Annotated in this window: 24 protein-coding genes; 16 read left to right on the top strand and 8 right to left on the bottom strand. The window is 64.5% G+C overall.

Going from position 1 to position 25404, the window contains the following annotated elements:
- Nucleotides 1-54 precede the first annotated feature (54 nt).
- Both ACTORR_RS26960 and ACTORR_RS26955 read left to right on the top strand, forming a co-directional pair.
- On the top strand, nt 55-618 hold the full coding sequence (locus tag ACTORR_RS26960) for a TetR/AcrR family transcriptional regulator (RefSeq protein ID WP_313365634.1): 564 nt from the start codon (nt 55-57) through the stop codon (nt 616-618).
- Entirely contained in the window at nt 605-1198 is a 594-nt protein-coding gene (locus tag ACTORR_RS26955; protein WP_313365635.1) for an eCIS core domain-containing protein, read from the top strand. Before ACTORR_RS26960 ends, ACTORR_RS26955 begins: the two co-directional genes overlap by 14 nt.
- 123 nt (nt 1199-1321) lie before the next feature.
- On the opposite strand, the gene ACTORR_RS26950 is transcribed toward ACTORR_RS26955, so the two are convergent.
- Nucleotides 1322-2314, bottom strand: coding sequence for a bile acid:sodium symporter family protein (locus ACTORR_RS26950; protein ID WP_409521039.1), 993 nt, complete (start codon nt 2312-2314; stop codon nt 1322-1324).
- A gap of 121 nt (nt 2315-2435) precedes the next feature.
- Here ACTORR_RS26950 and ampC point away from each other — a divergent pair, with 121 nt between their 5' ends.
- Nucleotides 2436-3572 carry a class C beta-lactamase gene (gene ampC, locus ACTORR_RS26945; RefSeq protein WP_313365637.1) on the top strand — a complete coding sequence of 379 codons (1137 nt, stop codon included), beginning with the start codon at nt 2436-2438 and terminating at the stop codon, nt 3570-3572.
- Nucleotides 3573-3876: 304 nt separating this feature from the next.
- A complete protein-coding gene (locus ACTORR_RS26940; RefSeq protein ID WP_054887337.1) occupies nt 3877-4209 on the top strand; it encodes a hypothetical protein in 333 nt (110 codons plus the stop codon).
- 47 nt (nt 4210-4256) lie between these two features.
- Here ACTORR_RS26940 and ACTORR_RS26935 read toward each other — a convergent pair whose 3' ends face one another.
- The 4 genes from ACTORR_RS26935 to ACTORR_RS26920 all read right to left on the bottom strand — a co-directional run bounded on the left by ACTORR_RS26935 (nt 4257) and on the right by ACTORR_RS26920 (nt 6307).
- Nucleotides 4257-4553, bottom strand: a complete 297-nt coding sequence (locus tag ACTORR_RS26935; RefSeq protein ID WP_099813939.1) for a hypothetical protein — start codon at nt 4551-4553, stop codon at nt 4257-4259.
- A gap of 160 nt (nt 4554-4713) precedes the next feature.
- Nucleotides 4714-4902: a hypothetical protein gene (locus ACTORR_RS26930; RefSeq protein ID WP_054887339.1), complete on the bottom strand. Its 189-nt coding sequence runs from the start codon at nt 4900-4902 to the stop codon at nt 4714-4716.
- A gap of 137 nt (nt 4903-5039) precedes the next feature.
- Nucleotides 5040-5360: a YbjQ family protein gene (locus ACTORR_RS26925; RefSeq protein ID WP_054887340.1), complete on the bottom strand. Its 321-nt coding sequence runs from the start codon at nt 5358-5360 to the stop codon at nt 5040-5042.
- 59 nt (nt 5361-5419) lie between these two features.
- Nucleotides 5420-6307 carry an EamA family transporter gene (locus tag ACTORR_RS26920; protein ID WP_054887341.1) on the bottom strand — a complete coding sequence of 296 codons (888 nt, stop codon included), beginning with the start codon at nt 6305-6307 and terminating at the stop codon, nt 5420-5422.
- Nucleotides 6308-6540: 233 nt separating this feature from the next.
- Between ACTORR_RS26920 and ACTORR_RS26915 the strand changes: the two genes are divergently transcribed.
- A complete protein-coding gene (locus tag ACTORR_RS26915; protein WP_441344081.1) occupies nt 6541-7938 on the top strand; it encodes a purine-cytosine permease family protein in 1398 nt (465 codons plus the stop codon).
- A 66-nt stretch (nt 7939-8004) separates the two neighbouring features.
- On the opposite strand, the gene ACTORR_RS26910 is transcribed toward ACTORR_RS26915, so the two are convergent.
- Together ACTORR_RS26910 and ACTORR_RS26905 are read right to left on the bottom strand one after the other, a co-directional pair.
- Nucleotides 8005-8760: a class II aldolase/adducin family protein gene (locus ACTORR_RS26910; protein WP_262110085.1), complete on the bottom strand. Its 756-nt coding sequence runs from the start codon at nt 8758-8760 to the stop codon at nt 8005-8007.
- Between the two features lie 53 nt (nt 8761-8813).
- Nucleotides 8814-9857 carry an ABC transporter substrate-binding protein gene (locus tag ACTORR_RS26905; protein WP_099813937.1) on the bottom strand — a complete coding sequence of 348 codons (1044 nt, stop codon included), beginning with the start codon at nt 9855-9857 and terminating at the stop codon, nt 8814-8816.
- A 189-nt stretch (nt 9858-10046) separates the two neighbouring features.
- Here ACTORR_RS26905 and ACTORR_RS26900 point away from each other — a divergent pair, with 189 nt between their 5' ends.
- From ACTORR_RS26900 to ACTORR_RS26860, 9 genes are all read left to right on the top strand, one after another.
- Nucleotides 10047-11999 (top strand): oxidoreductase, encoded by a 1953-nt coding sequence (locus tag ACTORR_RS26900; RefSeq protein WP_313365412.1) that lies wholly within the window; start codon nt 10047-10049, stop codon nt 11997-11999.
- 39 nt (nt 12000-12038) lie between these two features.
- Nucleotides 12039-12641, top strand: a complete 603-nt coding sequence (locus ACTORR_RS26895) for a helix-turn-helix domain-containing protein (RefSeq protein WP_054887346.1) — start codon at nt 12039-12041, stop codon at nt 12639-12641.
- A gap of 39 nt (nt 12642-12680) precedes the next feature.
- Nucleotides 12681-13736: a GlxA family transcriptional regulator gene (locus ACTORR_RS26890; protein WP_313365413.1), complete on the top strand. Its 1056-nt coding sequence runs from the start codon at nt 12681-12683 to the stop codon at nt 13734-13736.
- A 94-nt stretch (nt 13737-13830) separates the two neighbouring features.
- A complete protein-coding gene (locus tag ACTORR_RS26885; RefSeq protein WP_313365414.1) occupies nt 13831-15033 on the top strand; it encodes an NAD(P)/FAD-dependent oxidoreductase in 1203 nt (400 codons plus the stop codon).
- Between the two features lie 160 nt (nt 15034-15193).
- Nucleotides 15194-16033 carry a glutathione-dependent disulfide-bond oxidoreductase gene (yghU, locus tag ACTORR_RS26880; protein WP_054887349.1) on the top strand — a complete coding sequence of 280 codons (840 nt, stop codon included), beginning with the start codon at nt 15194-15196 and terminating at the stop codon, nt 16031-16033.
- A gap of 137 nt (nt 16034-16170) precedes the next feature.
- Complete coding sequence (locus ACTORR_RS26875) at nt 16171-17874, top strand: amidase (RefSeq protein ID WP_441344080.1); 1704 nt, start codon at nt 16171-16173, stop codon at nt 17872-17874.
- An 87-nt stretch (nt 17875-17961) separates the two neighbouring features.
- Nucleotides 17962-18879 (top strand): pyridoxal-phosphate dependent enzyme, encoded by a 918-nt coding sequence (locus ACTORR_RS26870; protein ID WP_313365416.1) that lies wholly within the window; start codon nt 17962-17964, stop codon nt 18877-18879.
- Between the two features lie 310 nt (nt 18880-19189).
- Nucleotides 19190-20287, top strand: coding sequence for a carboxynorspermidine decarboxylase (locus ACTORR_RS26865; RefSeq protein ID WP_441344079.1), 1098 nt, complete (start codon nt 19190-19192; stop codon nt 20285-20287).
- A 33-nt stretch (nt 20288-20320) separates the two neighbouring features.
- Nucleotides 20321-21565, top strand: coding sequence for a saccharopine dehydrogenase family protein (locus ACTORR_RS26860; protein ID WP_054887353.1), 1245 nt, complete (start codon nt 20321-20323; stop codon nt 21563-21565).
- Nucleotides 21566-21727: 162 nt separating this feature from the next.
- Here the strand turns inward: ACTORR_RS26860 and ACTORR_RS26855 are convergent, their stop codons facing one another.
- Nucleotides 21728-22774: a class I SAM-dependent methyltransferase gene (locus ACTORR_RS26855; RefSeq protein ID WP_313365035.1), complete on the bottom strand. Its 1047-nt coding sequence runs from the start codon at nt 22772-22774 to the stop codon at nt 21728-21730.
- Between the two features lie 301 nt (nt 22775-23075).
- On the opposite strand from ACTORR_RS26855, the gene ACTORR_RS26850 reads away from it, so the two are divergent.
- Complete coding sequence (locus ACTORR_RS26850; protein WP_313365034.1) at nt 23076-24413, top strand: UDP-glucose dehydrogenase family protein; 1338 nt, start codon at nt 23076-23078, stop codon at nt 24411-24413.
- Nucleotides 24401-25375: an NAD-dependent epimerase gene (locus ACTORR_RS26845; protein WP_313365033.1), complete on the top strand. Its 975-nt coding sequence runs from the start codon at nt 24401-24403 to the stop codon at nt 25373-25375. The genes ACTORR_RS26850 and ACTORR_RS26845 overlap by 13 nt, the downstream gene beginning before the upstream one ends.
- The last annotated feature ends 29 nt before the right edge of the window (nt 25376-25404 follow it).

Below are 25404 nucleotides of genomic sequence, written 5' to 3'. Positions count from 1 at the left end.
ACGAACGCTATGTTATGATCGCCCCCATCGTCAAGCAGCGCGAAGAGGTCGTGCATGCGCTACTCCACCGAACACAAGCAGCAGACTCGCGACAAGCTGCTGGCCAGCAGCGGCGCGCTGGCCAAGCGTGGCGGCTTTTCCAGCACCGGCGTGGCCGGGTTGATGAAGGCCATCGGCCTGACCGGCGGTGCCTTCTACAACCATTTCCCGTCCAAGGACGACCTGTTCACCGAGGTGGTCCGCCAAGAGCTGTGCAACAGCCCGCTGGCCCGCCTGGCCAATCAGGGGGCCAGCCGCGAACGCCTGGCCCGTTGCCTGCAGCAGTACCTGAGCCTGGCCCACCTGCACAATGCCGAGGGCGGCTGCCCGCTGCCACCGCTGGGGGTGGAAATCGCCCGCGCCGAACGGCCTGTGCGCGAAGAGGCCGAGCACTGGCTGGTAGGTTTGCATGGGGCGTGGAGCGAAACCCTGGAAGACGCGGCGCTGGCCTGGGTGCTGATCAGCCAGTGTGTCGGCGCCCTGGTGGTTGGGCGCATGCTGGCCAGCGAGGAGGTGCAACAGCAGTTGCTCGATGCCAGCAAAGGCTTTGTCGACATGGCATTGAATGAAGGCCATTAACCTGCTGTTGGGGCTACTGCTGGCAGCGCCCGCCCTGGCCGAACAGGCCTGCCCGGCCGGGCAGTACCAGGTGTGCCTGATGGGCTGTTTCTGCGCGCCGATCGACCCTGGCCAGGCCGGGCAGATACTGCACGATGTCGAGGCCGTAGCGTCGAGCAGCCTGGCGTTTGCCTTGCAGCAGGCACGCGACGAGGCCACCGCCAGCGGCAGTCAACCGATCCCATTGCACATCCGCGCACAACTGGAGCCCTGGTATGATTTTGCCGTGCTCGATGCAGCGCGCTACCGGGTCGGTGATGAGCAGCAAGTCACGGCGGCCAACGCCATGCTGCAGAACCCGGACGTGAACGCGGTAACCCTGGTCGATACCATCATCTTCCGGCACGCCAGCGATGCCGAGGACAACGTGGCATTGTGGGCACACGAGCTGAAGCATGTGCAGCAGTACCAGCAGCTAGGCGTGAATGAGTTTGCCCGGCGCTACACACGCAACTATGAAGAGCTGGAAGGCCCGGCCTACAAGATCGAGGCCGAAGTCGGGAAGGCATTGCGCGAGCGCAGTGCCGGGCAAGCGAGATAGCCTGTTCCGGCCTCTTGGCGGGTGAACCCGCTCCCACAGATTCTGCACTGCTCTCAAGACTGGTACACATCCTGTGGGAGCGGGTTTACCCGCGAAGAGGCCAGTACAAGCATCATCTGGCGATCAGGACGAAGCGGTAGCCCCCTCACCCACCTGCTCCCGACTGGCATAGCGCTGTGCCAGTACCGCACACACCATCAACTGAATCTGGTGGAACAGCATCAGCGGCAGAATCATCGCGCCGATGCCGCTCCCCACGAACAGCACCTGGGCCATTGGCACCCCGGTGGCCAGGCTCTTCTTGGACCCGGCAAACAGGATGGTGATGCGGTCTTCCAGGTTGAAGCCCAGCAGCTTGCCCAGCATGCGCGTACCGAACAGCACCACCGCCAGCAGGATGCCGCAGACGGCGAACAGCCCGGCCAGGTGCTGCGGCGACACGGTGTTCCACAGGCCGGTGACCACGGCCTCGCTGAACGCGGTGTACACCACCAGCAGGATCGAACCCTGGTCGACGCTCTTCAGCCAGCGGGCATTCTTCTTGACCCACGCCCCGATCCAGCGGCGTGCAATCTGCCCGGCCACGAAAGGCACCAGCAACTGCAGCGTGATCTTCAACACGGCGTCCAGCCCCGAACCCGTATCGCCACTGGCGCCCAGCAGCATCATTACCAGCAGCGGGGTCAGGAAGATGCCGATCAGGCTGGACGCCGCCGCGCTGCAGATGGCAGCCGGCACGTTGCCGCGGGCCAGCGAGGTGAACGCGATCGCCGACTGCACGGTGGCTGGCAGCGCGCACAGGTACAGCACGCCCAGGTACAGTTCGTTGCCTACCAGCGGCACGAACAGCGGCTTGAACGCCAGGCCCAGCAGCGGGAACATCACGAAGGTACAGGAGAACACCAGCAGGTGCAGGCGCCAATGGCCAGCACCCGCGATGATTGCTTCGCGCGACAACTTCGCACCGTGCAGGAAGAACAGCAGGCCGATCGCCAGGTTGGTCAGCCAGCCGAAATACACCGCGCCTTCGCCCGAGCAAGGCAGCACGGTGGCGATCAGTACCACCCCGAGCAGGCACAGCGTGAAGTTGTCGAACAACATGCGCAAATACTTCATAACAGTTTCCATCTTGTCGTTGTGCAGGGCCTGACGATAAGGTCTTGGGTTTTTTCCCGCTAACGCCGGAACCCCCATTGGTGTCGCTCAACGGACACATCCACGAAAAGGACCCCTTTGCATGCCACGCGTACGTCTAGCTCCACTGCTGATGCTGTTCGGCCTTGCCTCGGCACACGCGGCCGAGCCGCTGCAGGCCCAGGTGGACGAGGTCATCCGGCCGCTGATGAAACAACAGGACATCGCCGGCATGGCCGTGGCGGTTTATGACAACGGCCAGGCCCACTACTTCAGCTATGGTGTGGCCAGCAAGGCCGACGGCAAGCCGGTGAGCGCCGACACCCTGTTCGAAATCGGGTCACTGAGCAAGACCTACACCGCCACCCTCGTGGCGCTGGCCAGTGCCGAAGGCAAGCTCGACCTGGACGCCCCTGCCCGGCGCTACGAGCCGGCCCTGACCGGTGCGCCGTTGGGCGAGGCCAGTGTGCTGGAGCTGGGTGCCTACAGCGCCGACTGCCTGCCACTGCAATTTCCCGATGAGGTGCAGACTGCAGAACAGGCACTGGCATTCCTGCGCAACTGGAAGGCCCGCAGCGAACCTGGCACTCAGCGCTGCTATTCCAACCCGAGCCTGGGGCTGTTCGGCGACCTCGCGGCACGCGCGCAACACACGCCATTCGCAGCCGTCATGACCCAGCACCTGCTACCGCAGATGGGCCTGCAGCACACCTACCTGCAGGTGCCAGAAGCGGCAAAGGCCTTGTATGCGCAGGGCTACGACGCGCAAAACCACCCGGTGCGCGTCAGCCCTGGTCCCTATGCCGACGAAGCCTATGGCATCAAGACCAGCGCCAGCGACCTGCTGCGCTACGTGCGCCTGCACATGCAGCCTGCGCAACTGCCGTCGGCGCTGCGCAACGCCATCGGCATCACCCAGGCGGGCTACTTCAGGGTTGGCAGCATGACCCAGGGCCTGGGCTGGGAGCGCTACCCTTACCCGGTCGCGCTGGACACGCTGGTCGATGGCAACAGCCCGCGCCTGATTCGTGAACCCCAGGCCACCCAGCGCCTGCAGCCGGCGCTTCCGGGCCTGCCTGCCGCCTGGTACAACAAGACCGGCTCCACCAACGGGTTCGGCGCCTACGCTGCCTTCATCCCGTCCCAAGGCAGGGCCATTGTCCTGCTTGCCAACCGCAACTACCCCAACGAAGCCCGAGTTCGGGCGGCCTTCCAGATCCTTTCCGGGCTCGACCGCTGAGTCACCGCCGAACTGATTGCCAGACAATATGACAAGAATGTAGTGAATAAAAATATTCACTACAAAACCATTGACGACGTTCGTCGGCCTTGTGCATGATGAGGCCGTCTCCCTGATCGGGAGCGGTGGCAAGGGTGTTCCAGACGGCTTGCGCGGTAACGCAGGCCGTCCGTGGAGAGGGAATCTGTCCAAAAGGCAGCGTGAGAAAGCCCCTGTTGCGATGCTGCTGTAGCAGCCTTGGTAGTGCGCTACAACCTGTGGCGCCAACTGTGACAATCAACAACAAATAGGTGATGGGGGCTTTATGATGAACTTGAACGACAATCCGACTATCGACCAACTGGCCCAGCTGTTCGCGGTACGCAAGGACAGCCTCGACGACCACCTGCTGTGGGTCAGCCAGACCGGCGAGGTGCGCATCGACCGCCTGCCGCCGAACACGGTCGAAGATGAATTCGAAGCGCACCTGCCCAGCATGCGCGCCCGCTTCAAGGTCTACCGCCGTGGCCAGGGCTACGTCGGCAAGAAGGCCGCCGCCGACACCGAGTTCGTCGGCCGCGTGCTACAGACCCTGCAACAAGAATGGCCCGCCGCCCGTGAGCGGCAGGCAGTCAAGGTGATCGATCCGCTGAACTGAGGGTTGGCCACCACTTAGCGAGCCCGGCCTGCATAGGCCGGGCTTTTTCATGCCCGCTGTCGGCGCTGCGGCATCGGTAACGCACCGATCGCCAGCGCCCGAGCCCGGTTAACCCCCCACACCAGCGCGCGGGTCATGGTTTCGCCGGGCCGCGCCGGGTAGTATTCCTCCAGCAGTGCCCTGCCGTCCTGCCCATAAAGCCCAAGGAACAGTTGTGTCGCGCCGAGCCGCGACAGGCGCACCTGGATATCCAGCGAAGTGCCGTCGCTGAGCACTTCGTCATGGCAGCGGCTATGCAGCTGCGCATCGGCCCACTGCCAATAGGTTTCGTCCCTGACTCGCATGGAAAATCAATCCTCCCTTTCCTGGATGCCGCGCCAGAAGACCACACCTGCGCCGCCGCCGCGAGAGCAACCCGCGGTTACCATGAGCGGGATCAAGCAACATCAACAAAAACCCCGCCGTTGGGCGGGGATCTGTGAGCAGGTTCACCTTTTGACTGGCCTATTTCCTGGCCGGCACCCGGGGTGTGAAGCGGCCCTTCTTGATGCGCTGCAGGTAGGCAGGCTTGAGGTCTTCCGACTCCTCCAGGGTCATGTGGATGAAGCCGAGGCGAAACGCCGCCTGGCCGCAACGCACCTGGCTATTGATCGGAAATGCATCGTTGCTGTCTTCGAAAAAGGACTCGCTCATGCCCCTATCTCCATTCAGTGGCGACCGCGTCAGCCAGCAATGGGCTGACCTGAAAAACGCGACCTGTGCCAGTGAGACTAGCCGGTCACAAGCGGACCGCTCGGACGAAACCTGCGGACCCGACCAGTGGCATTTAGCTACTTCAGCCGCACGGCAGTACCGGTGGCGAACACCACGACCATGCCGCCTTGCACCGACGGCATGCTGATCTCGAAGTCCACGCCTACCACCGCATCGGCTTGCAACTGCCGTGCCCGCGCCATGAGTTCTTCGGTGGCTTGCGCGCGGGCCTCACGCAGGGCGCTTTCCAGGGTCTGGGAACGGCCGCCGAAGACGTCGCGAACACGTGTGAAGAAATCGCGCACGAAGTTGATGCCCTGCACCGATTCGGAGCTGACCACGCCAAGGTACTCGGCGATCGGGCGGCCCTCGAGCTGGCTGGTGGTGGAGATGATCATGTTGCGCTCCTTGGCCTTGCAAAAAAGGCCAAGTCTAACAAAAGCGCCGGTGGCTTCCGCTATTGCGCACTGGCTGCCCGCAAACGCTGCCCCAGCCTGGGTCCGAACACATTGACCAGCAAACCAAGCATCACCAGCAATGCGCCCCAGCCCTGGGTGGCCGTCAGCCGCTCACCCAGCAACCAGGCTGACGAACTCAGGCCGATTACCGGCACCAGCAGCGAAAACGGCGCCACCTTGCCCGCAGGGTGGCGCGACAGCAGCTTGCCCCACAGGCTGTAACCGATCATGGTGGCGACGAAGGCCAGGTACGCCAGCGCCAGTACCGAGCTCCAGCCGATATTGGCCAGTGCATGACCAATCCGCTCCGGCCCTTCCAGCCACCACGACAACGCCAGGAACGGCAGCGGTGGAATCAGCCCGCCCCAGATCACCAGCGCCACCAGGTCGACCGAGCCAAAGCGGCGGGTAATGATGTTGCCCATGCCCCACATGGCCCCGCCACACAAGGTCAGCAGCAGCGCCACCAGCGGTACATGGCCGCTGTCCTCGCTACCGATCAGCGCCAGGCCGCTGGCCGCTACCAGCAACCCCAGCACACTCGCCAGGCGCAGCCGCTCCCCCAGGAACAGCGCGGCAAAACCGAGGGTGAAGAACGCCTGCGACTGCAGCACCAGCGACGCCAGGCCCGGTGGCATGCCGCTGTACATGGCCTGGAACAGGAAGGCGAACTGGCCCAGGGAGATGGTCGCGCCATAGGCGATCAGCCAGCCCCAAGGCAGCTTCGGCCGCTTGACCAGCAGCACAGCCGGAAACGCCACCAGCAGAAAACGCAATGCCCCGAGCAGCATCGGCGGCAAGCCATCGAGGCCGACCTTGATGACCACGAAATTGACTCCCCAGGCGACAATCACCACCAGGGCGATCAGTAGGTCCTTGAGCGGCATTGCAGCTTCCTTCTTCGGGCGTTCTAGACATATTTCGTAACAGCATAAGGCCATTTTCCGCCCACGGACCAGCACAGTTATGGCCAACCCTTGCGCTACAGATTGGCTGTTATGCCCAGCAGTCTTCACTTGACCCTACTTGTATAGACATGATGATATCGGGCAGACGCCATCCGCGCAGCGCGCCGACGATGGCCCTCCCCTGACACAAGAACAATGAAGTGGAGCCCTCAATGTCCCGCAAATCCGTGCTCGAACGGCGCTCTATCGACTACATCCCGGAAGCCGAGCGCCATGGCAAGCTGTACAGTCAGTTCACCCTCTGGCTCGGCGCCAACCTGCAAATCACCGCCATCGTCACCGGCGCCCTGGCCGTGGTGCTCGGCGGCGACGTGTTCTGGTCGCTGATCGGTCTGCTGCTGGGCCAGTTGATCGGCGGCGCGGTCATGGCCTTGCATGCCGCCCAGGGCCCGCGCCTTGGCCTGCCGCAGATGATCTCCAGCCGCGTGCAGTTCGGCGTGTATGGCGCGGCCATCCCGATGGTGCTGGTGTGCCTGATGTACCTGGGCTTCACCGCCACCGGCACGGTGCTGTCCGGGCAAGCCATTGGCCAGTTGCTGAGCGTCAGCGACAGCACCGGCATCCTCATCTTCGCCTCGGTGATCGTGCTCGCCACCCTGGCCGGCTACCGGGTAATCCACTGGATCGGCCGGGTCGCCAGCGTGCTGGGCGTCATTGCCTTCGTCTACCTGTTCAGCCGCATCCTGATGCTCGCCGACATCGGCCAGTTGCTGGAAAACCGTCACTTCAGCTGGGCCAGCTTCCTGCTCTCGGTGTCGCTGGCGGCCTCCTGGCAGATCGCCTTCGGCCCCTATGTGGCAGACTACTCGCGCTACCTGCCGAGCAGCACCTCGCCGGTGAAGACCTTCCTCGCCGCCGGCCTGGGTTCGGTCGTCGGCGCGCAGGCGTCGATGATTCTCGGCGTGTTTGCTGCGGCCATCGCCGGCGGGCAGTTCTCCGGGCGTGAAGTGGCCTACATCGTCGGCCTCGGCGGCGCCGGTACCACTGCGGCGTTGCTGTACTTCAGCATCGCCTTCGGCAAGGTGACCATCTCGACACTGAACTCCTATGGCAGCTTCATGTGCATCGCCACCATCATCAGCGGCTTCCGTGGCCACCTGGCGATCAGCCGCGTGCAACGCCTTGTGTTCGTGCTGGCCATTGTCGGTGCCGCCACGCTGGTCGCCCTGCTCGGCCAGCACTCGTTCCTTAGTGCGTTCAAATCGTTCATCCTGTTCCTGCTGACCTTCTTCGTGCCCTGGAGCGCGGTCAACCTGGTGGACTACTACTTCATCACCAAGGAGCGCTACGACATCCCGGCCCTGGCCGACCCGCAAGGCCGCTATGGCCGCTGGAACTGGCCTGGCATCAGTGTCTATACCCTTGGCGTGCTGGTGCAGATGCCGTTCATCGACACCAAGCTGTACACCGGCCCCATGGTCGCGCACCTGGGGGGTGTGGATGTGTCGTGGCTGATCGGGCTGGTAGTGCCGAGCGTGCTGTACTACTGCGTGGCGCGCCGACGAGCCGCCGAAGCCCCCGCCAGCATGATCGTGCCGCAGGCGCGCTGATGGCCGTGTCCTGAGTTTTCCTGCACCGGCCTCTTCGCGGCGGTTCGACGCGAAGAGGCCGGCCAGTCAGTCGCGATAGTCTGGAGCAATGCGCTCCAGCATCCGCAATAAAGCCGCCCACGCCAGCTGCAGCGCATCCGGGTCATTCAGCTCGCCCTGCCTCAACCCGCGCATCGGCTCATTGAACTGCCGCTCGGTATGCGCACACACCGCCTCCGGCGGCAACACCAGTTGCCCGGCACTCTGCGCCGCCAGCTGAATGTCGCACGCCTTCTCCAGGTAATACATGCGCAAGAACGCCTCGGCCACCGAGCGCCCGGTAGTCAGCAAGCCATGGTTGCGCAGGATCATCACCGGCTTGTCACCCAGGTCCGCCACCAGCCGTTGCTGCTCGTCCAGGTCGAGCGCGATACCTTCGTAGGTGTGGTAGGCGACCTTGCCATGGAACTCCATCGACATCTGGTTGACCGGCAGCAAGCCGCACTCCAGCGCCGCCACCGCGCAACCGGCGCGGGTATGGGTGTGCAGCACGCACTGGGCGTCTTCACGGGCGGCATGGATGGCACTGTGGATGACGAAGCCGGCCGGGTTGACCGGGTATTCGGTAGGCTCCACCGGCCGGCCTTGCAGGTCGATCTTCACCAGGCTCGAGGCGGTGATCTCGTCGAACAGCAGGCCGTAGGGGTTGATCAGGAAATGGTGTTCGGGGCCCGGCAAGCGCAGGGAGATATGGGTGAAAATCAGGTCCGACATGCGGAAATGGGCAATCAGGCGATAGCAGGCGGCCAGTTGCTGGCGCAGGGTATGTTCCGTGGCGGTCATTGTTGTTCTTCCTGTTGGAATCTGGGGCTGCAAAGCAGCCCCGATAAACTACGTCATTTGCTCGCCCAGGCATTGAAGCGTTGCTCCAGCTCCTCGCCGTGATCGACCCAGAACTCCACATTCATCGCCAAGGCGCCCTGCAGGTTCTCCGGCGAGGTCGGCACCCAACTGGCCAGCGCCGGGTCAAGCTTGGCCGCCGCCTTGGTATTGGTCGGCCCGTAGGGGATCTGCTCGACGTAACGCACCTGGGTATCCGGCTGGTTGGCATAGCTGATCAGGCGCTTGGCCTGGTCGACGTGCTTCGAGCCCTTGATGATCGCCCAGTAGTCCATGCCATACAGGCTGCCAGGCCAGACCACCGCCAGCGGGCTGCCGTGCTGGGCGGCCACGGCGATGCGGCCGCTGTAGGTCGAGGTCATCACCACATCACCCGCCGTCAGCCACTGCGCCGGTTGCGCGCCGGCCTCCCACCACTGGATGTACGGTTTGAGCTCGGTGAGCTTGGCAAAGGCACGCTCGACACCCGCCGGGGTCGACAGCACCTTGTACACGTCATCGACCTTGACCCCGTCGGCCAGCAAGGCGAACTCAAGGTTGTACACCGCGCGCTTGCGCAGGCCGCGTTTGCCCGGGTACTTCTGCACGTTCCAGAAATCGGCCCACGAGGTCGGTGCCTGGGCCAGCTTGTCGCGGTCGTAGGCGATTGCCACGCTCCACACCAGCGCCGCCGAGCCGCAGTCCTGGGCCGCCGCGGGGATCAGTTCGGCGGCATGCCCCAGGCGCTGCCAGTCGAGGTGCTCGTAGATGCCCTCGTCGCAGCCGCGCATCAGGTCTGGCCCCTCGATCTGCACCACGTCCCAGTCGACATTGCCGGTATCGGCCATCACCTGGATGCGCGCCATCTCGCCGTTGTATTCGCTCTGGATCAACTTACTGCCGTCCTGGGCGCTGAAAGGCTGGAAGATCGCCACATCCTGGGCTTTCTGACCGGCGCCGCCATAGCCGACCACGACCATCTGCGGCGCCGCTTGCGCACTGCCCAGGCCGAAGGCCAGGAGCGCTGCGCAAAGGCCGGTACTGCGAGGAAATGCCTGCATCGAGTTGCCTCCTGTCGGTGCCGTCCAGCGTTTAGCTCGAAGGCCCGTTTCTTGTTGTAGTGAGGTCACGCGCCACTGCCGTGGCTGGGAAAAAGCTAGTCGGGCACTAGTAAAAAAACAAGTTGATTTTTTACTGACGCTACACTTTCATGAGAAAAACAAGAACGACACCGCACCGGAGCCGCCCGCATGACGACCGCCTTCGCCCACCTGTTCGAACCCCTGCAGATCCGCGGCAAACGCCTGAAGAACCGCATCATGTCGACCGGCCACGACACTTGCCTGCCCACCGACAACCTGGTCAACGACAAGCTCATCGCCTACCAGCGCGCCCGTGCCGCCGGCGGGGTCGGCCTGATCGTGCTGCAGGTGGCCGGGGTGCATGACAGTGCCCGCTACACCTCGCACGTGCTGATGGCCACCGACGACGCCTGCATCGACGGCTACCGGCGCCTGGCCGAGGCCTGCCATGCCCACGGCACGGTGGTGCTGTCGCAACTGTTTCACCCGGGTCGGGAGATCATGGAGTCGGCGGATGGCCTGCTGGCAGTGGCCTATTCGGCCTCGTCGGTGCCCAACGAGCGCTTCCGGGTCATGCCGCGGGCGCTGGACCAGGCGATGATCGACGAAATCGTCCAGGGCTATGCCAGCGCCGCCCGGCGCCTGCACCAGGCCGGCCTGGACGGTGTCGAGGTAGTGGCTAGCCATGGCTACCTGCCGGCGCAGTTCCTCAACCCGCGGGTCAACCAGCGCACCGACGGCTACAACGGCGACCTGGAACAGCGCCTGCGCTTTCTGCGCGAGGTGCTGGCAGCGGTCAGGGCGGCCACCGACGAGCAGTTCATCGTCGGCCTGCGCATCAGCGCCGACGAACGCGACAGCGAAGGCCTCAGCGAGGACGAATCGCTCGCTGCCGCCCAGGCCCTGCAAGACCAGGTCGACTACCTGCACATCGTCGCCGGTACCTCGGCGTCGCTGGGCGGTGCCGTGCATATCGTGCCGCCCATGGCCATCGCCCCGGCCTACCTGGCGCGCGAGGCCGGCACCTTCAAGCAGCACCTGGACATCCCACTGTTCGTCACCGGGCGCATCAACCAGCCGCAGGAAGCCGAACTGATCCTGGCCCGTGGCCAGGCCGACGTGTGTGGCATGACCCGCGCCCTGATCTGCGACCCGCAGATGCCGGCCAAGACCGAGCGCGGCCAGGTCGAGGACGTGCGCGCCTGCATTGCCTGCAACCAGGCCTGCATCGGCCACTTCCACCGCGGCCTGCCGATCTCCTGTATCCAGCACCCGGAAACCGGGCGCGAGTTGCAGTACGAACACCCAGCCCCCGCTACTGCGCGCAAGCGCATCCTGGTAGCGGGCGGCGGCCCCGCTGGCATGAAAGCCGCAGCCGTGGCTGCGGCCCGCGGGCATGACGTCACGCTGTACGAAGCCAGTACACAACTCGGCGGCCAGATACAGCTTGCCCAGCTGCTGCCCCGGCGCAGCGAGTTCGGCGGCGCCAGCACCAACCTGCAGCGCGAGATGGAACTGGCTGAGGTTCGCGTAGTACGTAATACACGTGTTGATCGCGCATTGGTCGAACGTGAACGTCCCGACCTGGTGATTGCCGCTACCGGCGCCACGCCCTACTGGCCCTCGTTCGAACGTAGCGGCGAGCTGCAGGTGGTGGATGCCTGGCAGGTTCTGCGCAATGAAGTCGCTCTTGGCCCCTCGGTGCTGGTGATCGATTGGCGCTGCGACTGGATCGGCCCCGGCATCGCCGAGCGCCTGACTCGAGATGGCCACCAGGTGCAGCTGGCGGTGAACGGCACCCACTGCGGCGAAACCCTGCCGCTGTACGTGCGCGACCAGATGGCCGGCGAGCTGCACCGCCTGGGCATCCCGATCACACCTTATGCCCGCCTGTACGGGTGCGACGACAACACCGTCTACCTGCAGCACACCGCCAGCGGCCAACCAATGATCTTCGAAGGTATCGACACCCTGGTACTGTGCCTCGGCCACCAACCTCAGGACACCCTGGCAGCAGAACTGGCCGGCCTGGTGGAGGTGCGGCGCATCGGCGACTGCCTGGCCCCACGCACGGTCGAGGAGGCGATCCATGAAGGCCTGACAGTTGCCTGGGCGCTCTGAGCCTGTCCATACTGCGGCTTTCCCGATGGACCGAAGCGCATGAGCCAGCAACCCCAGTTTCCGCCCGCCGCCGAAGACGGCGGCAGCGCGCCGCAGTTCCTCGGTGGCCGCATCCGCGGCCTGCGCAAGCGCCGCGGCATGACCCTGGCGGAGCTGGCGGCGCACAGCGAGCTGACCGCCGGCTACATCAGCCAGCTGGAACGCAACCTGTCGTACCCGTCGATCCCGGCGCTGTTCAACATCGCCCGCAGCCTCGGGGTGACCATCCAGTGGTTCTTCGCCAGCGAAGCCACCACCGCCCCCGAAGACCAAGGTTACGTGGTGCGGCGCAACAGCCGGCTGAGCGTGCATTACGAGGACGGCATCGTCGACCAGCTGCTCACGCCGCAACCCAACCGCCAGCTGGAGATGCTGCACTCGCGTTTTCCACCAGGCACCTACAGCCAGCAGAGCTACAGCCATGAAGGTGACGAAGCGGGTTACGTGCTCTCGGGCAGTTTCGAGGTGTGGGTTGGCGAGCGTCACTTCCTGCTGGGCGAAGGCGACAGCTTCAGCTTCTCCAGTCAGGAGCCGCACCGCTATGGCAACCCTGGCGAGGTGGATGCCGTGATCATCTGGGTGATCACTCCGCCAACATTCTGAATCCGAGGACGCCATCACCACCAGGCGACGCCCGATACGATGACCGAGCCCAATCAGCAACTCGACCCACCGCTGCTCCCCGTCGACCACCCAAGGGTGCTGGTCTTCGTCGCCTATCCGCAGATGGGCCTGCTCGACCTCAGTGGCGCGCAGACCGTGTTCTGGGCCGCGACCAAGGCCATGGCCGAGCGCGGCCTGCCAGGCTACCGGCTGCACACCGCCAGCCTGGAAGGTGGCCTGCAGCAAACGGCCGAAGGCCTGGTTGTCGCCAGCGAGCGGCTGGACGATGTCATGACGCAAACCGTCGACACGCTGATCGTGCCCGGCGCCCCCGACATCATCCGCAGCCTCCCCGATCACGGCCCGCTGATCACCTGGTTGCGCCGTGCCAGCCACCACGCCAGGCGCACCGCTTCGGTCTGCAGCGGTACCTTCCTGCTGGCCAGTGCCGGCCTGCTCGATGGCCGGCGCGCCGCCACCCACTGGGCCATGTGCGAGGTATTGCGCCGCGACTTCCCGGCCGCGGAAGTGGACCCTGAATCGATCTTCGTCCAGCAGGGCAGCGTCTGGACCTCTGCCGGTGTGAGCGCGGGTATCGACATGGCCCTGGCCCTGGTCGAACTGGACTGCGGCCGCGACGTGGCGATGCAGGTGGCGCGCGAGCTGGTGGTGTTCCTCAAGCGCCCCGGCGGCCAGGCCCAGTTCAGCGAACTGCTCAAGTCCCAGGGCCAGGACGCGGGGGCGTTCGAGGCGCTGCACCTATGGCTCAACCAGCATCTGCACGACCCACGACTCAGCGTCGAGCACCTGGCCGAACAGGCGCACATGAGCCTGCGCAACTTCACCCGGGTATACAAGCAGAAAACCGGCCGCACCCCGGCCAAGGCCATCGAGGTGTTCCGCCTCGAAGCGGCGCGGCGGCTGCTGGAGAACAGTGACGGCCACATCGAGCAAGTTGCCCGCCAGTGCGGTTTCGGCAGCGAAGAGCGCATGCGCCTGGCCTTCCAGCGCCACCTGGCGGTGACCCCTCGCGACTACCGGGCGCGCTTTGCCCGCACGGTACCTTTGGCCGAAATTCAGGGTTCTCTGGCCTAGGGTGCGGCACCTGGCCGGTCGTAACATCGTTGACCGCAATGACGGTCTGTCTTGTCTACCGGTCTTTCCTCATGGACTACCCAGGAGCATAACGATGAAGAATATCCTGATCATTGGCGCCGGCTTTGCAGGCCTGTGGAGCGCCCTGAGCGCCATCCGGCAACTGGACCTGCACGGCCGCCGGGATGTCCAGGTGACACTGCTCGCCCCCCAGGCCGAACTGCATGTGCGCCCGCGCTTCTACGAACCTGAAGTGCATACCATGGCGGCACCGCTGCAGGAACTGTTCGATGCGGTGAACGTGCGCTTCGTCCACGGCACGGCCTTCGATGTCGATGAAGCCGAGCAGCGCGTACGCTACCGCACGTCATCCGGCACCGAATGCAACCTGCCCTACGACCGCCTGATCATGGCCTGCGGCAGCGTGCTCAATCGCCCGGACATGGTGGGTATCGAGCACGTCTTCGATGTCGACAGGATCGACAGCGCCGCGCGCCTCGAAACCCACCTCAAGTCCCTGGCCGACCTGCCCGAGAGCCCCGCACGCAACACCGTGGTGGTGGCCGGCGGCGGCTTTACCGGTATCGAGACCGCCACGGAACTGCCGACGCGCCTGCGCGCCATTCTCGGTGAGGACGCCAGGCTACGGGTGGTTGTGGTCGACCGCGGGGCGAAGATCGGCGCCGCGCTGGGTGACGGCATCCGCCCGGCCATCGAACAGGCCTGCGAGGCGCTGGGCATCGAGTGGATCTGCGGCACCACTGTCGCCTCGGTGGACCGTGACGGGGTGCTGCTGGACGACGGCCAGCGCATCGACGCCGCCACGGTCATCTGGACCGTGGGCTTCAAGGCCAACCCGCTGACCGAACAGATCAGCGGCGAGCGCGACCGCCAAGGCCGGCTGCATGTCGACGGCAACCTCAAGGTCATCGGCAATGACGCGGTCTACGCGGCCGGGGACGTGGCCTATGCCGCCTGCGACAACCAGGGCAACTTCGCGCTGATGTCGTGCCAGCATGCCATTCCGCTGGGGCGCTATGCCGGCAACAACGCAGCGGCCGAGCTGATCGGCGTGGCACCGATGACCTACAGCCAGCCCAAGTACGTGACCTGCCTCGACCTTGGCGCCTGGGGCGCGGTGTATACCGAGGGCTGGGAGCGCACCGTCTCGCCACCGACCGACAAGGCCGAGGCCAAGCTGCTGAAAGCGCAGATCAACTCGATCTGGATCTATCCGCCGATGGCGGACCGTACGGCGGCCCTGGCGGCGGCGGACCCGACCATTCCCGTAGCCTGACCCTGCGCATTCGCGGGTACGCCCCGCGAATGCCCCCACCCATTCCCCATGCAGCCCGTGCCCGCGCCCAATGCATTTGCGCTTTTCTCCGAACCCGTGGCATAGATGCAGGTCAACGTCTTTGGCTGACTGCATTCGCGACTTCCCAGGAGAACCCTGCATGAGCAAGCACCCTTACGTCCCGCCCAAGGTCTGGCGCAACGACGCGGCCTCCGGCGGCCAGTTCGCCAGCATCAACCGGCCGATCGCCGGGCCGACCCATGACAAGGACCTGCCTGTCGGCAAGCACCCGCTGCAGCTGTACTCCCTGGCCACCCCCAACGGTGTCAAGGTCACCATCCTGCTCGAAGAACTACTGGCCCTCGGCCACAGCGGCGCCGAATACGACGCCTGGCTGATCCGCATCGGCGACGGTGACCAGTTTTCCAGCGGCTTCGTCGAGGTCAACCCCAACTCGAAGATTCCCGCCCTGCTCGACCGCAGCGCTGAACCGCCGGTGCGGGTGTTCGAGTCCGGTTCGATCCTGCTGCACCTGGCGGAAAAGTTCGGCGCCTTCCTGCCCAAGGCACCCGCCGCACGCACCGAAACCCTCAACTGGCTGTTCTGGCAGATGGGCGCCGCGCCTTACCTGGGCGGCGGCTTCGGCCACTTCTATGTGTACGCGCCGGACAAGATCGAGTACGCGATCAACCGCTTCACCATGGAAGCCAAGCGCCAGCTCGACGTGCTGGAGCGCCGCCTGGCGGTAAGCCGCTACCTCGGCGGCGACGAATACAGCATCGCCGACATCGCCGTGTGGCCATGGTACGGCCAGCTGGTGCGCGGCAACCTGTATGGCGCGGCGGAATTCCTGGCGGTGGATGAATACCCACAGGTCAAGCGCTGGGCCGAGGAAATCGCCCAGCGCCCGGCCGTGCAGCGTGGCACCCGGGTCAACCGTACCTGGGGCGATGAAGCCAGCCAGGTGCCCGAGCGGCACTCGGCGGCCGACCTTGACTGAAGCTGTCGGGGGCCGCTGGGCGGCCCCGACAATGCCCCGTTGCAAAAAACCATTTCTGCCGCGCAAACCTCCCAGCCCTGATCCCTTCTTGTACACTCCTCGCACTAGCCCCAACCTGCACAAATTTTGGTGAAAGCATGATCGAGGTAACCGAGGTTTCCATTGCCGAGCTGCGCGACGCACTCGAAACGGGCCGCACGACGGCGGTCGAGCTGGTCAAGGCCTACCTGGCGCGCATCGACGCCTACGATGGAGCCGACACCGCCACCGCGTTGAACGCCGTGGTCGTACGCAACCCTGATGCGCTCAAGGAAGCCGAGGCCTCCGACGCCCGCCGCGCCAAGGGCCAGACCCTGAGCCCGCTGGACGGCATCCCCTACACCGCCAAGGACAGCTACCTGGTCAAGGGCCTGACCGCTGCCTCCGGCAGCCCCGCGTTCAAGGACCTGGTCGCCCAGCGCGACGCTTTCACCATCGAACGCCTGCGCGCCGCCGGTGCCGTGTGCCTGGGCAAGACCAACATGCCACCGATGGCCAATGCCGGCATGCAGCGTGGCGTCTACGGCCGCGCCGAAAGCCCGTACAACGCCAAGTACCTGACCGCACCGTTCGCCTCCGGCTCGTCGAACGGCGCCGGTACCGCCACCGCCGCCAGCTTCAGCGCCTTCGGCCTGGCCGAAGAAACCTGGTCGAGCGGCCGCGGCCCTGCCTCGAACAATGGCCTGTGCGCCTACACCCCGTCGCGTGGCGTGATCTCGGTACGTGGCAACTGGCCGCTGACTCCGACCATGGACGTGGTGGTGCCGTATGCCCGAACCATGGCCGACCTGCTGGAAATCCTCGACGTGGTGGTTGCCGACGATGCCGACAAACGCGGCGACCTGTGGCGCCTGCAGCCATGGGTACCGATCCCGGCTGCCTCTTCGGTGCGCCCGGCGTCCTACCTGGACCTGGCTGTCGATGCCAGCTCGCTCAAGGGTAAACGTTTTGGCGTACCGCGCATGTACATCAATGCCGACGCTGAAGCCGGCACCTCGGAGAAGCCGGGCATCGGTGGCCCGACCGGCCAGCGCATCGTCACCCGCGACAGCGTCATCGCCCTGTGGCAACAGGCTCGCCAGGCCCTGGAAGCGGCTGGCGCCGAAGTGCTGGAAGTGGACTTCCCGCTGGTGTCCAACTGCGAAGGCGACCGCCCGGGGGCGCCGACCGTCTACAACCGCGGCATCGTCAGCAAGGAATTCCTCCATGACGAGCTGTGGGAGCTGTCGGGCTGGGCCTTCGACGACTTCCTGCGGGCCAACGATGACCCCAAGCTCAACCGCCTGGCCGATGTCGACGGCCCGCAGATCTTCCCCCACGACCCGGGCACCCTGCCCAACCGTGAGGACGACCTGGCCGCGGGCATGGACGAATACGTCAACATGGCCAAGCGCGGCCTGAAGACCTGGGACCAGATCGAGACCCTGCCCGATGGCCTGCGCGGGCTGGAAAAGACCCGCAAGCTTGACCTCGAAGACTGGATGGACGCGCAGGGCCTGGACGCCGTGCTGTTCCCGACCGTGGCCGATGTCGGCCCGGCCGATGCCGACGTCAACCCGGCCTCGGCCGACATCGCCTGGAGCAACGGCATCTGGGTGGCCAACGGCAACCTGGCGATCCGCCACCTGGGCGTGCCGACCGTGACCGTGCCGATGGGTGTGATGGCTGATATCGGCATGCCGGTGGGCCTGACCTTTGCAGGCAAGGCCTATAGCGACAATGCGCTGCTGAGCTTTGCTGCGGCCTTTGAATCGACCGGTTCGCGCCGGATGGTACCGCCGCGTACCCCGCCGCTGGGCTGATCATCCTGGCCCCAGCGTCGCCTTGCCGATGCTGGGGCCAGCTGGTATGACAGGCTTCCTTTGTATTGCGCAGACCAGAAGGCTCACATGTCCCTGCATATCCAGACGCCCCTCCTTGAATCCCGCCCTCTGTCGCTTGCCGCCGGCCGCTCGGTCTGGCTGAAAATCGACGCCCTGCAGCCCTGTGGCTCGTTCAAGCTGCGCGGTGTCGGCCATGCCTGCGAGGTGCATCATGCCCGTGGCGCGCGCCATTTCGTCTCCTCGTCGGGCGGCAATGCCGGGCTGGCGGTGGCCTATGCCGGGCGCAAGCTGGGGGTGCCGGTGACCGTGGTGGTGCCCGAGTCCACCACCGAACGGGCCAAGGAGCTGCTGCGCCTGGAAGACGCCAAGGTGGTGGTGCATGGCAGCTCGTGGCAAGAAGCCAATGAACTGGCACTGACCCTGGTCGGTGCCGGCGATGCCTTCATCCACCCGTTCGACGACCCGCTGCTATGGGCCGGGCATGCCAGCCTGGTCGACGAAGTGGCGGCGGGCGGCTTGAAACCGGATGCGGTGGTCCTGTCGGTGGGCGGCGGCGGCCTGCTCAGTGGCGTGGTCGAAGGCTTGCAGCGTAACGGCTGGGGCGATGTGCCGGTGCTGGCGGTGGAAACCACCGGGGCCGCTTCGCTGCATGCGGCCATGCAGGCCGGGCACACAGTGGAACTGCCGGGCATCGCCTCGGTGGCCAGCTCGCTGGGCGCCAAGCGCGTGGCCGAACAGGCACTGTCCTGTACCCGGCAGCATCCGGTGCACTGTCATCTGGTCAGCGACCGGGCAGCACTGGAAGCCTGCGAGCGCTTCCTGCTGGACCATCGGGTACTGGTGGAGCCCGCGTGTGGCGCGGCATTGGCACTGGCTTACTCGGCAGAGGCGTTGGCTGGCTACCAGCATGTGCTGGTGGTGGTTTGTGGGGGAGCTACTGCAACGCTGGAGCAGATTCAGGCGTGGTTGAAGCAGGCGCAATGAACGGCGGTATGGCCGCCAGGTGCTCGCCGAGGCCTTTTCGGCGCCTGAGGGACCTAGCACCGCCCGCGATGCGCCGCTCGAGCGGCGCTCGGTCCCTCAGGCGCAAAAATGCCATGGCGAACACATGCCATCGGTCACGCTGTCATCAGGATGTTCATTTCCCCCTGTATTACTGAACCCGCCGCTGCCGAATCATTTCACCTGCAACAACCGCCACGCAGACGAAATACACCATCCGCCCTTTCGATCTGCGGCAAGTGAAGGCACAATGCGGATCTTTTTTTTGGCCGGCCTGGCCGGGGGCCTTTAAATGATCAAGACGCCGTACTACCTCATCGACAAAACCAAGCTCCTGCGCAACATGGAGAAGATCGCCTACGTGCGTGAAAACTCCGGTGCCAAGGCGCTGCTCGCCCTCAAGTGCTTCGCCACCTGGTCGGTGTTCGACCTGATGCAGCAGTACATGGATGGCACCACGTCGTCCTCGCTGTTCGAGCTCAAGCTCGGCCGCCAGAAGTTCGCCGGCGAAACCCACGCCTACAGCGTGGCCTGGGCCGATGACGAAATCGAGGAAATGCTCGAGAACTGCGACAAGATCATCTTCAACTCGATCGGCCAGCTGCAGCGTTTCGCCGAACAGTCCGAAGGCAAGGTCCGCGGCCTGCGCGTCAACCCGCAGGTGAGCAGCTCCGACTACCTGCTGGCCGACCCGGCCCGCCCGTTCAGCCGCCTCGGCGAGTGGGACCCGGTGAAGATCGAACAGGTGATCGAACAGATCTCCGGCTTCATGTTCCACAACAACTGCGAGAACGGTGACTTCGGCCTGTTCGACCAGATGCTGACACACATCGAAGAGCGCTTCGGCCACCTGCTGCACAAGGTCGAGTGGGTCAGCCTGGGTGGCGGCATCCATTTCACCGGTGAGGGGTATGCCCTGGATGCCTTCTGTGCACGCCTGAAAGCCTTCTCCGAGCGGTACGGCGTGCAGGTGTACCTGGAGCCGGGCGAAGCGGCCATCACCAACAGCGCCTCGCTGGAAGTGACCGTGCTCGACACCCTGTACAACGGCAAGAATCTGGCCGTGGTCGACAGCTCGATCGAAGCGCACCTGCTCGACCTGCTGATCTACCGCCTCAACGCCAAGATGGCCCCCAACGACGGCGAGCACACCTACATGGTCTGCGGCAAGTCGTGCCTGGCCGGTGACATCTTCGGCGAATACCAATTCGATCGTCCGCTGGCCATCGGCGACCGTCTGTCGTTCATCGACACCGCCGGCTACACCATGGTCAAGAAAAACTGGTTCAACGGCCTGAAGATGCCATCGATCGTGGTCAAGCAGCTCGACGGCAGCGTCGAGGTGGTGCGCGATTTCGGTTTCGAAGACTACGTTTCCAGCCTGTCGTAAGACCGGCTACCCAAGTAAGGAGCAACAGGTAAATTGAAGAAGAACGTTCTTATCATTGGTGCAGGAGGTGTCGCCAAGGTGGTGGCCCACAAGTGCGCGCAGCATAACGACGAACTGGGTCGTATCGCTATCGCGTCACGGAACATCTCCAAATGCCAGGCCATCATCGACAGCGTCAAGGCCAAGGGTAGCCTCAAGGTGCCCGCCGACATCCAGGCCTTCTCGCTCAACGCCCTCGATGTCGAGGCGACCAAGGCACTGATCCGCGAGACCGAATCGCAGATCGTGATCAACGTCGGTTCCGCCTTCCTCAACATGTCGGTGCTGCGTGCCTGCATCGATACCGGTGTCGCCTACCTGGACACCGCCATCCACGAAGAGCCGGGCAAGATCTGCGAGACCCCGCCGTGGTACGGCAACTACGAGTGGAAACACCTCGAAGAGTGCCAACAAAAGAACATTACCGCCATTCTCGGCGTCGGTTTCGACCCGGGTGTGGTGAACAGCTACGCAAAACTTGCGCAACAGCAATACTTCGACAGCATTGATTCGATCGACATTCTCGACGTCAACGCCGGTTCGCACGGCAAGTACTTTGCCACCAACTTCGACCCGGAAATCAACTTCCGCGAGTTTACCGGGCAAGTATGGAGCTGGCAGAACAGCCAGTGGACCAGCAACACCATGTTCGAAGTCAAGCGTACCGACGACCTGCCGGTGGTCGGTTCGCAGAACCTGTACCTGACCGGTCACGACGAAGTTCATTCGATCTCGAAGAACCTCAACGTACCGAACGTGCGTTTCTGGATGAGCTTCGGCGAGCACTACATCAATGTGTTCACCGTGCTGAAGAACCTCGGCCTGCTCTCCGAACAACCGGTGAAGACGGCCGAGGGCCTGGAAGTGGTCCCGCTGAAAGTGGTCAAGGCCGTACTGCCTGACCCGGCCTCGCTGGCCCCGGGCTACACCGGCAAGACCTGCATCGGTGACCTGGTGAAGGGCACCAAGGACGGTAAGCCGCGTGAAGTGTTCATCTACAACGTGGCCGACCACGAAGAAGCCTACGCCGAGACCGACAGCCAGGGTATCTCCTATACCGCCGGTGTACCGCCGGTGGCTGCGGCCCTGCTGGTCGCCCGTGGTGAGTGGGACGCCAAGCGCATGGTCAACGTCGAAGAGTTGCCAGCCGAGCCGTTCCTCAAGGCGCTGGACGTGATGGGCCTGCCGACCCGCGTGAAAGATGAAAATGGCGATCGTCCGTGGGACGCTGAAGCCTGAGCCGTAAACCAGAAGGGGCGCCAACATGGCGCCCCTTCTGCATTTGCAGGCCCGGCCTCTTCGCGGGCTCGCCCGCTCCCGCAGGTACTGCGCAGGCCTCGAATACTGCGCAGTACCTGTGGGAGCGGGCAAGCCCGCGAAGAGGCCGGCACAGGATTACATCTATTTCCTGGCCTCCAGAATCAGGTTGAACGGTGTCTGCGTAGCCCGCCGGAACTGCCTGAACCCTGCCTCCTCGAACACTGCCCGCAACCGCGCCTCCCCAGCCTGAGCCCCCAACCCCAGCCCCACTTCCTGGGACAACGAGTTAGGCGTGCAGATGAACGTCGACGCCGCATAGAACAACCGCCCGACCGGCGTCAGGTTGCCCTCCAGCGAGTCTTCGGCGTAGGGCTCCACCAGCATCACCGTGCCATCTGCCTTCAACGCCCGGTAGGCATGCTTCGCCGCGCCCACAGGGTCGCCCATGTCATGCAGGCAGTCGAAGAAGCACACCAGGTCGTGGTCATGCCCCGGGTAGTCCTTGGCCGATGCCTGCTGGAAGCTCACACGCTGCGCCAGCCCGGCCTCGCGCGCACGCTCGCTGGCCGTGGCAATGGAGGGGGCGTGATAGTCATAGCCCGTGAAGCTGGACGCCGGAAACGCCTGCGCCAGGACCAGGGTCGAAGCGCCATGGCCACAACCGACATCCGCCACCTTGGCCCCGGCCTGCAGCTTGGCCACCACGCCTTCAAGCGCCGGCAGCCAGTCCGCCACCAGAAAGGTGCGATAACCAGGCCTGAAGAAGCGTTCGGTGCCACTGAACATGCACGGGTGGTGGTCACCCCAGGCCAACCCGCCGTCGCCGCGCATGGCCGCCACCAGCTTGTCCTTGTCATGGAACAGTGCCGCGATCACCGCCGCGCCGCCAGCCATGTAGGCCGGCGAGTCTTCCAGGGCCAAGGCCATGGCCTGCTCTTCAGGCAGAACGAACGTGCCCTTGTCATGCACCATGTAGCCGGAGGCCGCCTGGGCGTTGAGCCATTCGCGCACCAGCCGTGGGTGGCAGCCGGTCTTTGCCGCCAGTGCCTCGGGGCTGGTCGGCTGGCTGTCGGCCATGGCCCGGTACAGCCCGAGTTCATCGCCGAGGATCACATTGGCCAGGGTCGCCGCAGCGCCCATGTCACCGACCAGCTTGCCCATGAATTCGTGAAGCCTTGCCTCATCCATGACCTGCCCTCCTCTAGAAGAAGGCCATCGCCTGCGAGGGACATCCGCTCCGGGAGGCGGTGGTCGGTTGAATGGTGTCGGCTCGCAACATCTAACCCAATCGCTGGAGAGCCGCCAAATAAGTCTAGAAGCAAAAGCCCGCAACTGGTTGAGCACCTGCGGGCCTCCGTTCAAGTAACAATTCCTAAACAACAATGTGACATTTTTTTTCAGCTTTCTAGCCAAGGATATGACGGGATCCCCCCGACATCTCCTGAAGCGTTGGTTCTGCCAGTCCAGATACAAACCATGGAGCTGTTGAATGAAGGTTACGGTTTTCGGTACCGGCTATGTCGGCCTCACCCAGGCGGTATGCCTGGCCCAGGTGGGGCACTCGGTACTATGCATGGATATCAACGCCGAGCGGGTGGCGGCGCTCAGCGAGGGACATTGCCCGATCTTCGAGCCCGGCCTTGCGCCTCTGCTGGAGAAGAACCTGGCCTGCGGCCGCCTGCGCTTCACCACCGATGCCGCTGAAGCGGCGCAGTACGCCAGGTTGCAGTTCATTGCCGTCGGTACCCCGCCCCAGGCCGATGGCAGCGCCGACATGCGCCATGTGTTCAGCGTCATCGACAGCATTCTCGAACATGCCGACGGCCCCAAGGTGATCGTCAACAAGTCCACCTCGCCGGTCGGCACGGTAGACCGTATCAAGGCGCGGATCAGCCAGGCGGTGGCCGACGCTGAACGCTACCAGGTGATCAGCAACCCCGAGTTTCTCAAGGAGGGCTCGGCGGTGGATGATTGCATGCGCCCGGACCGCATCATCATCGGCGGCGCCGAACCGGCCGAGGTCGAGTTGCTGCGCGAGCTGTATCAGCCATTCAGCCGCAACCGCGAGAAAATCATGCTCATGGACGCGCGCAGCGCCGAGCTGACCAAGTACGCTGCCAACTGCATGCTGGCGACCAAGATTTCCTTCATCAATGAAATGGCCAACCTGGCCGAGCACCTGGGTGCCGACATCGAAATGGTCCGCCGCGGTATCGGCTCGGACCCGCGCATCGGCTACGATTTCATCTACCCCGGCTGCGGCTTCGGCGGCTCGTGCTTCCCCAAGGACCTGCAGGCGCTGCGCAGGACTGCCGAGGCCGAGGGCTTCGACCCGCTGTTGCTCGGCGCAGTGGAGGCCGTCAACCAGCGACAGAAGAGCCGACTGTTCAGCAAGATCCAGCGCCACTACCCCGACGGCCTGCACGGCAAGGTCTTCGCCATGTGGGGGCTATCGTTCAAACCCAACACCGATGACATCCGCGAAGCCTCCAGCCTGGTGCTGCTCGAAGCCCTGTGGGCCGCCGGCGCCCGCGTGCAAGCCCACGACCCACAAGCCATGGAAGAGATCCAGCGGCTCTACGGCGCTCGCCCCGACCTGAAACTGGTGCCGTGCAAGGACGACGCCCTGCTGGGGGCCGATGCCCTGGTGATCGTCACCGAGTGGCAGGATTACCGGGTATTGAACCTGGACAAGGTCCCGCAGCAACTGGCTGACCGCGTGGTGTTCGACGGCCGCAACCTGTTCGAACCCGAGCACATGGCCGCCGCCGGCCTCACGTATTACGCTATTGGCCGTGGCCAGGTGAAACAAGCATGCCCGTACTGATCACCGGCGCCGCTGGATTCATTGGTTTCCACCTGGCTCGCCGCCTGTGCGAAGCCGGCATCGACGTGGTGGGCATCGATAACCTCAACGCCTACTACAGCGTCGAGCTCAAGCTGGCGCGCCTGCAACAGCTGCTCGCCTATTCCAGTTTCCGCTTCCAGACGGTCGACATCGCCAACGCCGCCGACATGCAGCAGCTGTTCGCCGGGCAGCCATTCAGCGAAGTGATCCACCTGGCGGCGCAGGCGGGCGTGCGCTACTCACTGGACAACCCGGCGGTGTATGGGCAATCCAACCTGACCGGTTTTCTCAACCTGCTCGAAGCCTGCCGCCAGCACCCGCCGCGCCACCTGATCTATGCCTCCAGCAGTTCGGTGTATGGCGCCAACACCAAACAGCCGTTCAGCGTCGAAGACCCGGTCGAGCAGCCGGTTTCGCTGTATGCCGCGAGCAAGCGCGCCAATGAGCTGATGGCCCACAGTTATGCGCACCTGTACCAGCTGCCGATCACCGGCCTGCGCTTTTTCACCGTCTATGGCCCGTGGGGCCGCCCCGACATGGCGCTGTTCAAGTTCACCCGGGCGATGCTCCAAGGCCAGCCGATCGAGATCTACAACCATGGCCAGATGGCGCGCGACTTCACCTACATCGACGACATCGTCGAAAGCATCCTGCGCCTGCGCCAGAAACCGCCTCAGCCTGATGCCGGGCAACCGCCCTGCCAACTGTTCAACATCGGCCGTGGCCAGCCGGTACGTCTGCTGGCGTTCGTCGAGTGCCTGGAGGACGCACTGGGCATCAAGGCCCGGCGCGAATACCTGCCGTTGCAGGCCGGTGACGTGCTGGAGACCTGGGCGGATGTGGACTCACTGACGCGCTGGATCGATTTTTCGCCGAGCACCCCACTGGAGCACGGCGTTGCCGCTTTCGTTGGGTGGTACCGGGACTTCTACCGGGTTTGACCACGCAATCCATGCAAGCACACAGGTAG

It is taken from the genome of Pseudomonas sp. SAR267, assembly GCF_052077595.1.
Lineage (GTDB): Bacteria > Pseudomonadota > Gammaproteobacteria > Pseudomonadales > Pseudomonadaceae > Aquipseudomonas > Aquipseudomonas vlassakiae.
This window is presented reverse-complemented; position numbering and strand designations above follow the sequence as displayed.

Excerpts from the sequence above, each read along its gene's own strand:
- ACTORR_RS26960 (WP_313365634.1), top strand. The coding sequence starts at position 55 with ATGCGCTACTCCACCGAACACAAGCAGCAGACTCGCGACAAGCTGCTG.
- ACTORR_RS26955 (WP_313365635.1), top strand. The coding sequence starts at position 605 with ATGAAGGCCATTAACCTGCTGTTGGGGCTACTGCTGGCAGCGCCCGCC.
- ACTORR_RS26950 (WP_409521039.1), bottom strand. The coding sequence starts at position 2,314 with ATGAAGTATTTGCGCATGTTGTTCGACAACTTCACGCTGTGCCTGCTC.
- ampC (WP_313365637.1), top strand. The coding sequence starts at position 2,436 with ATGCCACGCGTACGTCTAGCTCCACTGCTGATGCTGTTCGGCCTTGCC.
- ACTORR_RS26940 (WP_054887337.1), top strand. The coding sequence starts at position 3,877 with ATGATGAACTTGAACGACAATCCGACTATCGACCAACTGGCCCAGCTG.
- ACTORR_RS26935 (WP_099813939.1), bottom strand. The coding sequence starts at position 4,553 with ATGCGAGTCAGGGACGAAACCTATTGGCAGTGGGCCGATGCGCAGCTG.
- ACTORR_RS26930 (WP_054887339.1), bottom strand. The coding sequence starts at position 4,902 with ATGAGCGAGTCCTTTTTCGAAGACAGCAACGATGCATTTCCGATCAAT.
- ACTORR_RS26925 (WP_054887340.1), bottom strand. The coding sequence starts at position 5,360 with ATGATCATCTCCACCACCAGCCAGCTCGAGGGCCGCCCGATCGCCGAG.
- ACTORR_RS26920 (WP_054887341.1), bottom strand. The coding sequence starts at position 6,307 with ATGCCGCTCAAGGACCTACTGATCGCCCTGGTGGTGATTGTCGCCTGG.
- ACTORR_RS26915 (WP_441344081.1), top strand. The coding sequence starts at position 6,541 with ATGTCCCGCAAATCCGTGCTCGAACGGCGCTCTATCGACTACATCCCG.
- ACTORR_RS26910 (WP_262110085.1), bottom strand. The coding sequence starts at position 8,760 with ATGACCGCCACGGAACATACCCTGCGCCAGCAACTGGCCGCCTGCTAT.
- ACTORR_RS26905 (WP_099813937.1), bottom strand. The coding sequence starts at position 9,857 with ATGCAGGCATTTCCTCGCAGTACCGGCCTTTGCGCAGCGCTCCTGGCC.
- ACTORR_RS26900 (WP_313365412.1), top strand. The coding sequence starts at position 10,047 with ATGACGACCGCCTTCGCCCACCTGTTCGAACCCCTGCAGATCCGCGGC.
- ACTORR_RS26895 (WP_054887346.1), top strand. The coding sequence starts at position 12,039 with ATGAGCCAGCAACCCCAGTTTCCGCCCGCCGCCGAAGACGGCGGCAGC.
- ACTORR_RS26890 (WP_313365413.1), top strand. The coding sequence starts at position 12,681 with ATGACCGAGCCCAATCAGCAACTCGACCCACCGCTGCTCCCCGTCGAC.
- ACTORR_RS26885 (WP_313365414.1), top strand. The coding sequence starts at position 13,831 with ATGAAGAATATCCTGATCATTGGCGCCGGCTTTGCAGGCCTGTGGAGC.
- yghU (WP_054887349.1), top strand. The coding sequence starts at position 15,194 with ATGAGCAAGCACCCTTACGTCCCGCCCAAGGTCTGGCGCAACGACGCG.
- ACTORR_RS26875 (WP_441344080.1), top strand. The coding sequence starts at position 16,171 with ATGATCGAGGTAACCGAGGTTTCCATTGCCGAGCTGCGCGACGCACTC.
- ACTORR_RS26870 (WP_313365416.1), top strand. The coding sequence starts at position 17,962 with ATGTCCCTGCATATCCAGACGCCCCTCCTTGAATCCCGCCCTCTGTCG.
- ACTORR_RS26865 (WP_441344079.1), top strand. The coding sequence starts at position 19,190 with ATGATCAAGACGCCGTACTACCTCATCGACAAAACCAAGCTCCTGCGC.
- ACTORR_RS26855 (WP_313365035.1), bottom strand. The coding sequence starts at position 22,774 with ATGGATGAGGCAAGGCTTCACGAATTCATGGGCAAGCTGGTCGGTGAC.
- ACTORR_RS26850 (WP_313365034.1), top strand. The coding sequence starts at position 23,076 with ATGAAGGTTACGGTTTTCGGTACCGGCTATGTCGGCCTCACCCAGGCG.
- ACTORR_RS26845 (WP_313365033.1), top strand. The coding sequence starts at position 24,401 with ATGCCCGTACTGATCACCGGCGCCGCTGGATTCATTGGTTTCCACCTG.